Below are 13338 nucleotides of genomic sequence, written 5' to 3' on the forward strand. Positions count from 1 at the left end.
AGGAATGCGATGACTGAGCCACGAAACGTCCTGGTCACTGGCGGCAACCGCGGGATCGGCCGCGCGATAGCCGAGGCGTTCGTCGCCGACGGCGATCGGGTCGCGGTGACCTCCCGCAACGGTGAGGCGCCCGAGGGCGCGCACGCCGTGGCCTGTGACGTGACCGACTCGGCCTCGGTCGACGCGGCGTTCACCCAGGCGGAGGAGGCACTGGGCGGCCCGATCGAGGTGCTCGTCGCCAACGCCGGGATCACCAAGGACACCCTGCTGATGCGGATGACCGACGAAGAGTTCGACGCGGTCGTCGACACCAACCTCGCCGGAGCCTTCCGCTGCGCGCGGCGCGCCAGCAAGGGAATGATCCGGCTCAAGCGCGGCCGGATCATCTTCATCTCCAGTGTCGTAGGTCTCTACGGGTCACCGGGTCAGGTCAACTATGCGGCGAGCAAGGCCGGCCTGGTCGGGATGGCACGGTCGATCACCCGCGAGCTCGGCAAGCGCAGCATCACCGCCAACGTGGTGGCCCCCGGGTTCATCGACACCGCCATGACGCAAGCACTGCCGGAGAAGCAGCGGGAGGCCTACCTGGCGGCGATCCCGGCCGGCCGGTTCGCTGAGCCCGAGGAGGTCGCCGCAACGGTGCGGTTCCTCGCGAGCCCGCACGCGGCGTACATCAGTGGCGCGGTCATTCCGGTCGATGGCGGCCTGGGCATGGGCCACTGACCGACCAGCACGCAGAGCAATGCACGAGTACGGCTGAGCAAGGAGAAATCGAATGGGTCTGCTGGACGGTAAGAAGCTGCTGATCACGGGGGTCCTGATGGACTCCTCGATCGCGTTCCATGTCGCGCGGATCGCGCAGAACGAGGGCGCCGAGGTGGTGCTGACGTCGTTCGGTCGCACCATGCGGATCACTCAGACGATCGCGAAGCGCCTGCCGACGACTCCCGAGGTCATCGAGCTCGACGTGACGGATGCGGAGCACCTGGACACGCTCAGCGACCGGCTCAAGGAGCACATCGGCAGCCTGGACGGGGTGTTGCACTCCATCGGGTTCGCCCCGCTGGGGGCGTTCAACTTCCTCGAGGGCACCTGGGAGGACGTGAGCACGGCGATCCATGCCTCGGCCTACTCCCTGAAGGCTCTGGCCACGGCGACCCTGCCGATGCTCGATCGGGGCTCCAGCATCGTCGGGCTCACCTTCGACGCGCGGTTTGCCTGGCCCGTCTACGACTGGATGGGGGTGGCCAAGGCCGCGTTCGAGTCGACCAACCGCTATCTGGCGCGCGACCTGGGGCCGCTGGGGATCCGCAGCAACCTGGTCGCGGCCGGTCCGTTGCGCACCACCGCGGCGAAGTCGATCCCGGGATTTGCGACGTTCGAGGACACCTGGGGGGACCGCGCACCACTGGGCTGGGACGTCCGCGACCCGGACCCGGCAGCCCAGGCCTGCATCGCGCTGCTGTCCGACTGGTTCCCGGCGACCACCGGCGAGATCGTGCACGTCGATGGCGGCGTCCACGCGATGGGTCAGTAGGCGCTCGCCTCGACGTCCGCCTGGTCGGCGTTCTCCACGTCCTCGCGAGATATCCCGAGCATGAAGAGCACCGGGTCGAGATAGGGCACGTTGACCGAGGCGTCGGCCTGCTCCCGCACGAGTGGCTTGGCGTTGAACGCGATGCCGAGGCCGGCGGCGGCCAGCATGTCGAGGTCGTTTGCGCCGTCGCCGATGGCGACCGTGCGAGACAGCGGCAGGTGCTCCAACTCGGCGAATCGGGCGAGGGCCCGGGCCTTCTCGGCGCGGTCGACCACCGGTCCCAGCACCCTGCCGGTGAGCACTCCGTCGCGGATCTCGAGGCGGTTGGCGTGGGCGTGGTCGATGCCGAGGTCACGCGCCAGCGGGCCGACGATCTCGAGGAAACCGCCTGAGACGACGGCCACGGAGAAGCCCAGCCGCTTCACGGTGCGCACCAGGGTGCGTGCGCCCGGGGTGAGGCGCACCGTGTCACGAACCTCCTGGAGCACTGACTCCGGCAGGCCGGCAAGGGCGCGCACCCGCTCGTGCAGGCTTGCCTCGAAGTCCAGCTCGCCGCGCATTGCCCGCTCGGTGACCGCGGCCACCTCCGCCTCGCGCCCGGCATGGCGAGCAAGCAGTTCGATGACCTCGTCGCGGATCAGCGTGCTGTCCACATCCATGACCAGCAGTCGGCGGCCGCGACGGTCGAGTCCGCCGGGGGCGACGGCGATGTCCAGACTCTCCTGCGCCGCCACCAGTGCCAGGTCACGGCGCAGCACCGGCACGTCCGCACCGGAGAGATCGAGCTCCAGGGTGGTCACCGGCTCCCGGGACAGTCGGCGGATGCGGTCGATGTTTGCTCCGCTGTCGACGATTCGAGAGGTCAGCCGGGCCAGCGGAGCGGCATACAGCGGAGCCCCGATCACCACGACCGAGGCGCGGCCGGTGCGACGCTTCGGGTTGTCACCCATGCCTGGCTCGACGTGCAGGTCGAGAGACCAGCTGGCGGCCACCTGCTGCGCTGCCGCAATGATCCGATCGGGATGGGGAGTCGCCGAGGTCAGGGCGGAGAGGGTCAGTCGCCCGCGGACGACCGCCTGCTCGAGGTCGAGGACCGTGGTGTCCTCGGGCGCGATCGCCTGCAGCAGGGAGTTGGTCACCCCTGGTTGGTCGGTGCCGGTGAAGGTCAGGAGGAGGGTTTGTGGGTGGGGCGTCACGGTTTGATGACCGTCCCCTTGCCGATGACGACGATGCCCGAGTCGGTCACGGTGAAGCCGCGCGCCCGGTCCGCGTCCAGGTCGGCCCCGATGTCCACCCCGTCGGGGACGTGGACGTCCTTGTCGATGATGGCGCGTCGCACCCTGCAGTGCCGGCCGATGTCCACCCCGTCCAGCAGCACGGAGTCCTCGACGTGCGAAAAGCTGTGCAGTCGCGCGTCGACTCCGAGGACCGAGTTGTTGGCGACGGATCCGCTGATGATGCATCCCGGCGACACCGCTGAGCTGACGGCGATGCCCTGCTCGTCGGACCCACCGCGCACGAACTTCGCCGGCGGGTAGTTGCCCGGGCTCGTCACGATCGGCCACTCGTAGTTGTAGAGGTTGAAGATGGGGTGGATCGACACGAGGTCCATGTGCGCCTCGAAGTACGAGTCGATCGTGCCGACGTCACGCCAGTAGCCCTTGTCCCGCTCGGTGGCGCCGGGGATCTCGTTGTCCTTGAAGTCGTAGGCGTAGGCCTCACCGCGTTCGACGAAGTACGGGACGATGTCGCCGCCCATGTCGTGCTTGCTGTCGTCGTTGTCGGCGTCCGTGGTGACCGCCTCGATGAGTGCGTCGGCATCGAAGACGTAGTTGCCCATCGAGGCCAGGATCTCGTTCGGATTGTCTGCGAGGGCCTTGGGGTCCGAGGGCTTCTCGCGGAAGGCCGCGATCCGTCCATCTCCGTCGTCGGTCGGTTCGATGACGCCGAACTGGTAGGCCAGGCCGATCTCCTGGCGGATCGCCGCGACGCTCACCCGGGCGCCCGAGTCGATGTGCTGCTCCACCATCTGGCTGAAGTCCATGCGGTAGACGTGGTCGGCACCCACGACGACCACGATGTCGGGCTTCTCGTCGTGGATCAAGTTCAGGCTCTGGTAGATCGCATCGGCCGATCCGAGGAACCACTGCTTACCCCGCCGCTGCTGAGCGGGCACGGGCGTGACGTAGTTGCCGAGCACGGTCGACATCCGCCAGGTCATCGACACGTGCCGGTCGAGGCTGTGCGACTTGTACTGCGTCAGGACGACCATCTTGATGTAGCCGCTGTTGGCCAGGTTCGACAGCGCGAAGTCGACCAGGCGGTAGACGCCACCGAACGGCACGGCGGGTTTGGCGCGGTCGGCCGTCAGTGGCATGAGGCGCTTACCCTCCCCACCGGCGAGAACGATCGCTAGCACCTTGGGTCCGTGACGTCGCGCAGCCATGGCCCTAACCTATGCCGCACACCACCCCCGACGGTGAGTTTCTCACCCACTGGCCTCGCGCCGATCGGTGAACCCGACTAGGTTTCGACCCGTGAGAGCAGACGTGTTGACCAAGGAGTACCCGCCCAACATCTACGGCGGAGCGGGGGTGCATGTGGCCGAACTGGTCAAGGCTCTGCGCGCCGCGGGGACGGACGTGCGGGTCCGAGCCTTCGGCGAACCGGTGTCCGAGCCTGGAACGAGCGGCTATCCCGACCTGCCCGAGCTCGGTGACGCCAACGCCACCCTGCGCACGCTCGGCGTGGATCTGACGATCGCGCAGGCCTGCGAGGGAGCCGACCTGGTGCACTCGCACACCTGGTACGCCAACATGGCGGGACATCTCGCGTCGCTGCTGCACGGCATACCGCACCTGGTCACGGCTCACAGCCTCGAGCCGATGCGCCCGTGGAAGGCCGAGCAGCTCGCCGGTGGCTATCGCATCTCCTCCTTCGTGGAGAAGACCGCGTATGAGGCCGCCGCCGGGGTGATTGCCGTCAGTCACGGCATGCGCGCCGATGTCCTGGCCAGCTATCCGAATCTTGATCCTGCTCGGGTCCATGTGGTGCACAACGGGATCGATGCCGAGCTGTGGCAGCGGGACACGAGCGACACTGCCCGCCAGACGGTGCGGCGGCACGGTGTGGACCCCGACCGGCGCAGTGTCGTCTTCGTCGGGCGCATCACCCGGCAGAAGGGTCTGCCCTACCTCCTGCGGGCGGCCGCCGAGCTGCCGCCGGAGGTGCAGCTGGTGCTGTGTGCCGGGGCGCCGGACACTCCGCAGATCCTGCAGGAGGTCGAAGGCCTCGTCGCCGGTCTGCGCGAGCAGCGGCAGGGCGGCGTCGTCTGGATCGCCGACATGCTGCCGCGCCAGGAAGTGATTGCCCTGCTCTCGGCCGCCACGGTCTTCGTGTGCCCGTCGGTCTACGAGCCGCTCGGCATCGTGAACCTCGAGGCGATGGCCTGCGAGGCCGCGGTCGTCGGGACGGCCACGGGCGGCATACCGGAGGTGGTCGAGGACGGGCACACCGGGTGGCTGGTGCCGATCGACCAGGTGACCGACGGGACCGGCACCCCGCGCGAGCCGGACCGGTATGTCGCGGATCTTGCCGCGGTGCTCACCGAGGCCGTCAGCGATCCGCAGGAGGCGCGCCGTCGGGGTCAGGCCGGCCGCACCCGAGCGGTCGAGAAGTTCGGCTGGCTGGCGATCGCCGAACGCACCCAGCAGGTCTACGAGCAGGTTCTGCGAGCCTGACCCTCAGCTCGTCGACGTGAGGCGGGTGAGCAGGTCGCGCCACTCGTCGTTGTCCATGCCGGCGGCCACGAGCCGGCCCGGGTCGTCCGGGCTGCGGAGGAAGACGTGACAGCGGTCGCCATCCTGCGCCAGCACGACGTCGTGCGTCTCCCGGTTCTGGGCGTCGTCCCAGGTGCTGACGCTCACGAGGGCCGTATGCGGGCTGGCCGGCAGCACCGTGTCGGCATCGGCGTCGTCAGGCCCGCGGTCGCCGGCGGGCAGTCGCTCCCACAGGCGGTCCAGCGTCTTCTCGCTGCCGCGCAGCGAATAGAAGTGGATGCCGAGCGCGTCGATCAGCACCTCCAGCGTGACGCCTTCGGGCTGCGGCATCAGCACGAACCGCCACGGGTGGTCCGGCTCAGAGCCGGTCACGCGGGCGTCGAGCATGATGCGGGACCGGTGCTGGAATGCGGTCGCGATGCCCAGATCGCCTCGAATCTGCAGCCGGTCGGAGCCTGCCTCTGTCACGATGAGGCTGCGCGCTGCCAGCGACCGCACCGCCTCGGCGACCAGCTCGGACGACGGCTGCTCCTCGAGCAGGTGCCCGATTCCGCCTACCGCGTCGATCTCCGCGATCGTGTAGCCACCCAACGACACCGGACCGGTCTCGACGAGGTGGACCAACGCCTCGAGGGTGCCATCGGGGATGTCCGGCTCGCCGGTCTGCAGTGTGCTCACTAGTCGTCCTTCTGTTGGTCGCTGGCCGGCACGCGCCGCATCGCGCACCGGATCTCGCGCTTCCCGCCACGCACTGTGGTCGCCGCCGTGTCTCCCGCCTCCGGCAGGGACCAGTCTTGGCCCGCCACCCGCGCCTCGTCCAGCAGCGTGCGGGCCACGGCCGGCGGCGCCCCCTTGGCATAGACCTCCGAGGCGCCGAACAGTCCTCGGCCATTGCGGGACTTGGGGCGCAGCACCAACTCGGCGAGGGTGTCGCGCCGCTCCGGGGGCGGAAACCGTCGTGCCAGATCGGGTGAGGCCGACGTGGTGTCGTCCTGTTCCTCGACCTGAGCGAGGGCCCTGGTCAGCTCTGCCTCCGCATAGGCGGGCACCGGCACCGTCGAGGACATACCCGGTGAGAGGTACACGGGGTGGCGTTCGGTCTGCTTCGACAGACCCCACGGCCCGACGTTGCTCTTGGTGAATCGATAGACGACGTAGTCACACAGGTGGAGGAAGTCGTTGAAGGTGGGCAGGTGGAAACCGTCCCCCATGGCCGCCGGCGTCTTCTCCAGCTGGACCCAGGTGCCGGTTTTCGTCCGACCGTGAAGCTTCTCGCGGACCAGCGGGCCCTTCAGCCCCAGATCGGGGTACTGCTTCTTGTCGATGTTCTTGTGATGGCTCGACAACCGCTCGTGGGTCTTGGGAAACCGCCAGCTGGTGTACAGATCCGGGTCGTCAACAAGGACGTGCGCACCGCACAGCACCTCACGCAGCTGGGCGACATCGAGCCCGTGCGTCTCGAGGTCGGCGATGACGGTGGCCTCGCCCTTGGTGAGCCGGCTCGCCGCGAGCTTCAGGCCGGTCCGGTAGACGCCGACCGTCGACGTGATGTCTACGAGCAGCCGCACCCGCCGGCGGACTCGCTCGGCCTCGGAATCGCTGAGGACGGGGCCGCCGGTCTGCTCCTCCGCTGGTCGTTCGCTCATGCCCGTACCGTACGGGATCTGGCGGGACTGCGTCAGGATCCGCGCATACCGGCGATCGTCAGCGCGGCCACCGTGCAGGCGTCCGCCATGGCCCGGTCCGACGCGGACTGCAGGTCGAGCAGCAGCAGGTGACGCGCCCGGTCCTGCGATATGTCGACGGCGGGGGAGTGGGCCAGTCCGAGATCGGCCGCGGCGCCGGTGGTTGCCGCCTGCTGCAGGACGCGCAGCGCGCGGCCCGGCAGCCCAGGGGGCAGGCCCCAGCCATTCAGGACGATGCGGTCATCGATCCGCCCTCGCAGGGTGGAACCTGCCCAGGGCTGCACGTCCAGGCCCTCGAGCGCGCCGATGGCGCCGGTGAGCTGCTCGCGAAACCCGCGTTCGATCTCGGACTCCCGCAGTGCCTCCAGCCGGTGGGTCGGGATGGGGTCGCAGTCGTATGCGGTGAACCGCACGGTCGTGCCGACGTCCCCCTCGGGTCCGAACTCCTCGACGGTCGGCACCAGTGCGCCTCCGATGCCGGGGACGAACACGCACTCGCCGCAGTCGGTGGCCGCCTCGACCAGGTCATTGTTGCCTCGTGGCAGGCCGCGGACATCGCCGGGACGGGGTAGAGCGCAGACCAGGACCCGTTCGCCGAGGTCCTGCCACAGCTGCAGCTGCGCCACGTCCCCATCGACGTGGTCTATGTCCGGCAGGGCTCGGCGGAGTGCCTCGGCCAGATCGACATGGCCGGACCACGCGGCCGTGATCCAGAGGCTGAGGCGCACCGAGGCAGGCAGGCTGGACATCCTTTCCATGATAGAGGGCCGGCCACCGCGCGTTGTCCTCCCTTTCACCTCGTGCACGCCACACCCGGTGCTGGCCGGGGGCCGTGCCCCGGCCCCCGCTAGGGTCGTGCCCATGAGTGATGTGCTGGCGCTGGCGGGTGTGTCTGTCGTGCGCGGCGGTCGTCCGCTGCTCGATGACGTCACCTGGGAGGTCGAGGAGGGCGAGCGTTGGGTCGTCCTGGGACCGAACGGTGCGGGCAAGAGCACCCTGCTGCAGCTCGCCGCGGGCCGGATGCATCCGACGACCGGCGTCGCGGGCGTGCTCTCCGAAGTGCTGGGTGCGGTGGACGTCTTCGAGCTGCGGCCACGGATCGGTTTGTCATCGGCAGAGATCGCCGGACGCATACCCAACCGGGAACGGGTGGGTGACGTGGTGGTGACCGCGTCCTACGGCATCGTCGGGCGCTGGCGGGAGGACTACGACAAGCTCGATCACGCCCGTGCGCTCGAGCTGCTCGGGACGCTCGGCGCCGCGCACCTGGTGGACCGGACCTACGGGACCCTCAGCGAAGGAGAGCGCAAGCGGGTGCAGATCGCACGGGCGCTCATGACCGATCCCGAGCTGATGCTGCTCGACGAGCCGGCCGCGGGTCTGGATCTCGGTGGGCGCGAAGACCTCGTGGCTCGACTGGGGACACTGGCTCAAGACCTCGAGGCGCCGGTGACGGTGCTGGTGACCCATCACGTCGAGGAGATCCCGTCGGGATTCACCGACGTCCTGATGTTGCGCGATGGCAAGATCGTCGCGGCCGGGCCGCTGGAGCTGACGCTGACCGCCGAGAACCTCAGCAAGACGTTCGGGATGCCTCTGGAACTGGATCGGCACGGCGACCGCTGGAGCGCCCGCGCGCGCAGATAGCGGGCCACCGGGTGACTAGAGTCTTGGCGTGACCGTCCTCCACGCGCTGCTGATCCTGCTGGCAGGGGTTGCCGCTGGGACGATCAACACCATCGTCGGATCGGGCACCCTGGTGACGTTTCCCACCCTGCTCGCGTTCGGCATACCCGCCGTGAACGCGAACGTGTCGAACACCTTGGGCCTGGTCGCCGGCGGTGTCTCCGGCAGCCTCGGCTACCGCAAGGAGCTCGTCGGCGCCGGGCGGACGGTCCGGCGGCTGCTCCCGATGTCGTTTCTCGGCGCGGCAACCGGCGCGCTGCTCCTGATCTGGCTGCCGCCGGGCTGGTTCAACACGATCGTGCCGGTGCTCATCTTCATCGGCGTCCTGCTGGTGGTGCTGGGTCCCTGGCTGCAGCGTCGGGCCGCGGCGGCACACACCGACCAGGCGGCGACCGCGTCGACCGCGCGGGGGATCGGGCTGCTGGTGGGCATCTACGGCGCCGGTGTGTATGGCGGGTACTTCGGCGCCGCGCAGGGTGTCCTGCTCGTGGGGCTCATGAGCGTGCTGATGACCGATCCGCTGCAACGGATCAACGGCATCAAGAACATCCTGGGCCTGGTGGTCAACGCGGTCGCAGCGGTCACCTTCATGATCGTCGCGTGGAACCACATCGACTGGCGGGTCGCGGGACTCATCGCGATCGGCTCCTTGATCGGTGGGGTCCTCGGGGCACGCGTGGGTCGCCGGTTGTCCCCGTGGGTGCTGCGTGCCGTCATTGTGGTGATCGGCGTCGTCGCGATCGTGCAGCTGTTGAGGAAGTGAGGTGAACACCCACGTCACGTCGATCACCGACCCCGCCGACGAACGGGTGCGGGACTACTTCTCGCTGACCGATGTGGCCCTCCGGCGACTGCTCGAGCCCGAGCGTGGCCTCTATATCGCCGAGAGCGAGAAGGTGATTCGGCGCGCATTGGGCGCAGGTCACCGGCCGCGATCGTTCCTCATGGGGGAGCGGTGGCTCACCGACCTGGCCGACGTCGTGGACGACGCTGCCGCTCTCGGGGTGCCGGTCTATGTGGCGGAGGCATCCGTGATCGAGCAGCTGACCGGCTTCAAGCTGCACCGCGGCGCACTGGCCGCGATGCACCGGCCCGCGCTGCCCTCATACGCCGAGATCCTGCGCGATGCGCAGCGCGCGATTGTTGTGGACCACAGCAGGGTGGGGTCTTCCGAGCCGCCTGCTCCGGAAGCGGATCCGCAGGTCCCATCCCGGTCCAGGATCGCCGTCCTCGAGGACTTGGTTGATCATACGAATGTTGGTGCCGTGTTTCGGTCAGCCGCGGCGATGGGCGTTGATGGCGTGCTGGTCACGCCGCGCTGCGCAGACCCGTTGTACCGCCGGGCGATCCGCGTGTCGATGGGCACTGTCTTTCAGGTGCCGTGGACGCGGATCGACCCCTGGCCCGATGGCATCGAGGTGCTGCAGGAGCAGGGCTATGTCGTAGCTGGGATGACCCTTGCGAATGACGCGATCACCCTCGATGAGTTGGTTGCGCAGGACCATTCGAGGCTTGCGCTCGTCTTTGGCACCGAGGGTCACGGCCTCTCGGCACGGACCTCGGCCGCCGTCGATCTACGCGTAAAGATCCCGATGAAGGGCGGGGTCGACTCACTGAATGTGGCGGCCTCGTCCGCGGTCACCTTCTACGCGACCCGGTAGCAGGCGGCGTCGGCGTCAGCTTCCTTGAGGGTTGATGTCGTGCGCAAGGTAGACCAGGCCGCCCTTTTCATCGGGCTGGAGCCGGTCACGGCTGAAGCCGACCCGGGCAAGGGCGCGTAGAGAGGCGGTATTCCGGGGACGCACGGTGGCCCAGACTGTAGCGGAGCCGGCACGGTGCGCCTCGGCAGCGACGGATCTGGCCGCCGAGGTGCCGTAGCCGCCGCCTGATGTTTGGCGCCGATCTCGAATCCCGGCTCTGGCTCGTTGCCGGTGCGTCCGACGAGCAGGCCGCAGTTGCCAATCGGCTCGCCGCCCGGCAGCCGCACGCTGTACCAGGTGACGCCGTGGTCGCGACGCCGTGCAGTTCGTCGAATGATCCAGTCGCGGGTCTGGTCCACACTGGTGAAGGGCCCGTCACCAACCGTGTGGGTCAGCGGATCGGAGAAGATCGCGTGCAGCGCACCGACATCGTCCAGAGAGAACACTCGAAGTTCGAGCCTGTCGCTGGTGAGTCCGTCGGCCATCTGCGGCACTGACCCCGTCACGGCGCCGGCGGCGCAGTGTCCACGGCCGGTTGTCTCACCGGTGGACCATAGCGCCGGTCGCTGCTCATTGATGCCGACCGGACAGGCCAGGTCGGGAGATCGGCCTACGGCGACGGCGACGCTACTTCGAGAGGCCGTCGATGACCTGCGCTCCGGGCAGCAGTGCCGCATCCGCGCCGGCGAGTCGCAGCTTGCTGTGCCGGACGCCGGATCCGATGACGATCGAGTCGGCCTGGATGACACGGGCGTCGATCAGCACCGGCCACGCCGTTGGCAGCCCGAGCGGGGTGATGCCGCCGTACTCCATGCCGGTGCGTTCGACCGCGGCATCCATCGACATGAACGACACCTTCCGCACGTCGAGGTGCTTGCGGACGACGGTGTTGATGTCGGCGCGCGTGCTTGCCAGCACCAGCACTGCTGCAACGCGCTCTTCGCCTGCGCGCTTCCCGGACACGACAACGCAGTTCGCGCACTCCTCGAGGCGGATGTCGGACCTTTCGACGAGCGTGGCCGTGTCAGAGATCGACGGATCGATCGGCGCGACCTCGACGCGCTCACGGATGGCGACAGTGGCGAGGGCGGACACCGTCGGCGGTGCGAGCAGCTCGGGGGAGTCCAGCGCGGGAGTCCAACGCAACGTGGTCATGCCCATACGGTAGCCAGCAAGATAGTTGGGTTGCAGTAGGCACTACACAGGTTGCTGCCCGCGCAGGTAGGCGGTGGCTGCGGGTCCGGTCAGTTCGGGGTCTTCGCCGGCGCGTTGGTAGGCGTCGGGGGTGGTCCAGTAGGTGCAGCCGTCGGACTGGGCGTACATCCATGCGTCGGGTGAGACTCCAGGGGGTCGGTCGGGACGGATCGGTGCCGTCGGTGGCGCGTCGCCTGGCATCGCCTCGGCCGGCGGCGCGTCGGGCGGCATCGCGTCGGGCGGCGGTGGTGGCGGCGGTGCTGGCGGCGGTTCGGGCTCAGCCGGCGCGGCAGCGGGGTGCTTACGGACGGCGTCGCTGGCCAGGTCGCGTGCGGTGGGTGCGTGGCCCAGGCCCCCTGTGGGCGGTGCTGGTGGGGTGCCGGGGCCGAAATCGACCCAGTACGGGTGCAACGCCTGGCCGGTCGGCCCGATATACCGCCGCGGCCTCGTCGGGCGCGGTGTGGCCTCGCGCGCTGACGTGCTCGTCGCGGTGCGCGTCGTGGTGGTGGCCGCACAGGCGGGCCAGATTATCGATGTCCGTCAAACCCCCGTCGCGCCAATGCTGAAGGTGATGGACCTCCAGGTGATAGATCGACAGGCACCCCGGATACCTACAGCCCCGATCACGGTCCTGCACGAGCCGGCGGGTCCGCTCGGGCACGATGTGCTGCGCCCGACCGACATCGACCGGTGACCCACCGGTCTCCCACACCGGTTGCAAGACCCCGTCACAGGTCAACCGGTCCACCACCACGCCGGGCAGCGCCCCACGCTGATGCAACCACCCGGTCCCCTCGGTGCCCAGATGCAGGTAGACCCGGTACCTGGACTCCCGCGACGGCGTGACCTGCCCCGCCTGCAGCAGAGACCGGGTGACCACCTCCTCCACCGCGGCGCCGAGAGTGGCCGCGGGATGCCCCGCCTGAAACAGGGCGTCCTTCGCCTCGATCAGCGCCTGCTCAACCAGCGCACCAACCTCCGCCGGGGCGCTGAACTCCAGATGGAACCGCCCCTCCCGGTATCCCATCCGCACCCACGCCGGCCGCACCGCGGGATCCCACGAGTCCGGACCCGCCGGCACCCCGAAAAGCCGACCCACCCGCCGGGGGGCCCTGGCCCTGCTCGTCCTCCTCCTTCCCGCCGTCTGCACCCGACTCCGACTTCGGGTCAGGCTCCGGGCCTGGCTCCTGGTCGGGATCTGCCGCTGCCGCGAACTCCGGCTCTGGTTCTGGCTCGGGGACAGGGGCGGGTTCGGGGAAGGAGTACTTGCACAACGCCCGACGGAGCTGGGTCACGCTCGCGTGCGGCGCGAACTCGGCCACCTCACCATCATGAGTCGCGGGAGTGTGCCGCGCCACGACCGCGGCCTGATCCAGCGTCAACGCGCCGGTGTCCACACTCGCGCGCATCCTCGGCAGCTCAGGCGTGCGAGTGGCGACGGCGACCAGGTCGCCCGCCCGCGAGGGCGAGACCCCCGCGAAGCAGGCCAACCAGTGCTCGATCGAGCGGATCCCCGCGACTGCCCACAACTGCTGATCGATCACCCGGTCGGTCAATGCCAACAAGTCCGCCTGCGCCGCATTGACCCGACCGATCACCACCGACAACTGCTCCCGAGCGGCCTGCGCCGCCCGATCGAACGGCACCACCGGCTCCCACGAATCAGAAGACACCGAACCTCCAGCATCATCAACCAGATCCGGCTGTTGAGATGTCGTCGACGTCCCCATAACCCACAGTCAACCACCCACCACCGA

The 13338-nt window shown here is 68.9% G+C and carries 16 protein-coding genes; 6 read left to right on the forward strand and 10 right to left on the reverse strand.

Going from position 1 to position 13338, the window contains the following annotated elements:
* Nucleotides 1-9: 9 nt before the first annotated feature.
* Entirely contained in the window at nt 10-723 is a 714-nt protein-coding gene (locus FGL98_RS07230) for a beta-ketoacyl-ACP reductase (protein ID WP_146316059.1), read from the forward strand.
* Nucleotides 724-775: 52 nt separating this feature from the next.
* Nucleotides 776-1537, forward strand: coding sequence for an enoyl-ACP reductase FabI (gene fabI, locus FGL98_RS07235; protein WP_146316060.1), 762 nt, complete (start codon nt 776-778; stop codon nt 1535-1537).
* On the opposite strand, the gene serB is transcribed toward fabI, so the two are convergent.
* Together serB and glgC are read right to left on the reverse strand one after the other, a co-directional pair.
* Nucleotides 1531-2733, reverse strand: a complete 1203-nt coding sequence (gene serB, locus FGL98_RS07240; protein ID WP_146316061.1) for a phosphoserine phosphatase SerB — start codon at nt 2731-2733, stop codon at nt 1531-1533. The genes fabI and serB overlap by 7 nt on opposite strands.
* Nucleotides 2730-3983 carry a glucose-1-phosphate adenylyltransferase gene (gene glgC, locus FGL98_RS07245; protein WP_146316062.1) on the reverse strand — a complete coding sequence of 418 codons (1254 nt, stop codon included), beginning with the start codon at nt 3981-3983 and terminating at the stop codon, nt 2730-2732. The genes serB and glgC overlap by 4 nt, the downstream gene beginning before the upstream one ends.
* A 91-nt stretch (nt 3984-4074) precedes the next feature.
* Here glgC and glgA point away from each other — a divergent pair, with 91 nt between their 5' ends.
* Nucleotides 4075-5277 (forward strand): glycogen synthase, encoded by a 1203-nt coding sequence (gene glgA / locus FGL98_RS07250; RefSeq protein WP_146316063.1) that lies wholly within the window; start codon nt 4075-4077, stop codon nt 5275-5277.
* Between the two features lie 3 nt (nt 5278-5280).
* Here glgA and FGL98_RS07255 read toward each other — a convergent pair whose 3' ends face one another.
* From FGL98_RS07255 to FGL98_RS07265, 3 genes are read right to left on the reverse strand one after another with little or no spacing between them, the layout of a single operon-like run.
* Nucleotides 5281-5994, reverse strand: a complete 714-nt coding sequence (locus FGL98_RS07255) for a hypothetical protein (RefSeq protein WP_146316064.1) — start codon at nt 5992-5994, stop codon at nt 5281-5283.
* Nucleotides 5994-6962, reverse strand: a complete 969-nt coding sequence (locus FGL98_RS07260) for a hypothetical protein (RefSeq protein WP_146316065.1) — start codon at nt 6960-6962, stop codon at nt 5994-5996. Before FGL98_RS07260 ends, FGL98_RS07255 begins: the two co-directional genes overlap by 1 nt.
* Nucleotides 6963-6994: 32 nt before the next feature.
* Entirely contained in the window at nt 6995-7750 is a 756-nt protein-coding gene (locus FGL98_RS07265) for a hypothetical protein (RefSeq protein WP_146316066.1), read from the reverse strand.
* Nucleotides 7751-7862: 112 nt separating this feature from the next.
* On the opposite strand from FGL98_RS07265, the gene FGL98_RS07270 reads away from it, so the two are divergent.
* Genes FGL98_RS07270 through FGL98_RS07280 form a run of 3 tightly spaced genes read left to right on the forward strand, consistent with a single transcriptional unit; the run spans nt 7863 to nt 10348 of the window.
* Complete coding sequence (locus FGL98_RS07270; protein ID WP_146316067.1) at nt 7863-8648, forward strand: ABC transporter ATP-binding protein; 786 nt, start codon at nt 7863-7865, stop codon at nt 8646-8648.
* A 28-nt stretch (nt 8649-8676) separates the two neighbouring features.
* On the forward strand, nt 8677-9450 hold the full coding sequence (locus FGL98_RS07275; RefSeq protein WP_146316068.1) for a sulfite exporter TauE/SafE family protein: 774 nt from the start codon (nt 8677-8679) through the stop codon (nt 9448-9450).
* A 1-nt stretch (nt 9451) separates the two neighbouring features.
* A complete protein-coding gene (locus FGL98_RS07280; RefSeq protein ID WP_146316069.1) occupies nt 9452-10348 on the forward strand; it encodes a TrmH family RNA methyltransferase in 897 nt (298 codons plus the stop codon).
* Here the strand turns inward: FGL98_RS07280 and FGL98_RS25310 are convergent.
* The 5 genes from FGL98_RS25310 to FGL98_RS26215 form a co-directional block, all read right to left on the reverse strand.
* On the reverse strand, nt 10333-10893 hold the full coding sequence (locus FGL98_RS25310; protein ID WP_246136417.1) for a GNAT family N-acetyltransferase: 561 nt from the start codon (nt 10891-10893) through the stop codon (nt 10333-10335). The two genes, FGL98_RS07280 and FGL98_RS25310, sit on opposite strands and share 16 nt — an antisense overlap.
* Nucleotides 10894-11014: 121 nt before the next feature.
* Complete coding sequence (locus FGL98_RS07290; protein WP_186526028.1) at nt 11015-11542, reverse strand: YbaK/EbsC family protein; 528 nt, start codon at nt 11540-11542, stop codon at nt 11015-11017.
* A gap of 42 nt (nt 11543-11584) precedes the next feature.
* The gene (locus FGL98_RS07295) at nt 11585-11812 is read right to left on the reverse strand and encodes a hypothetical protein (protein WP_146316073.1); all 228 of its coding nucleotides are present in this window, start codon (nt 11810-11812) and stop codon (nt 11585-11587) included.
* Nucleotides 11813-11882: 70 nt separating this feature from the next.
* A complete protein-coding gene (locus FGL98_RS07300; protein ID WP_146316074.1) occupies nt 11883-12608 on the reverse strand; it encodes an HNH endonuclease signature motif containing protein in 726 nt (241 codons plus the stop codon).
* Nucleotides 12541-13254 carry a 13E12 repeat family protein gene (locus FGL98_RS26215; protein WP_246136418.1) on the reverse strand — a complete coding sequence of 238 codons (714 nt, stop codon included), beginning with the start codon at nt 13252-13254 and terminating at the stop codon, nt 12541-12543. The genes FGL98_RS07300 and FGL98_RS26215 overlap by 68 nt, the downstream gene beginning before the upstream one ends.
* Nucleotides 13255-13338 lie beyond the last annotated feature (84 nt).

It is taken from the genome of Leekyejoonella antrihumi, assembly GCF_007845645.1.
GTDB lineage: Bacteria > Actinomycetota > Actinomycetes > Actinomycetales > Dermatophilaceae > Leekyejoonella > Leekyejoonella antrihumi.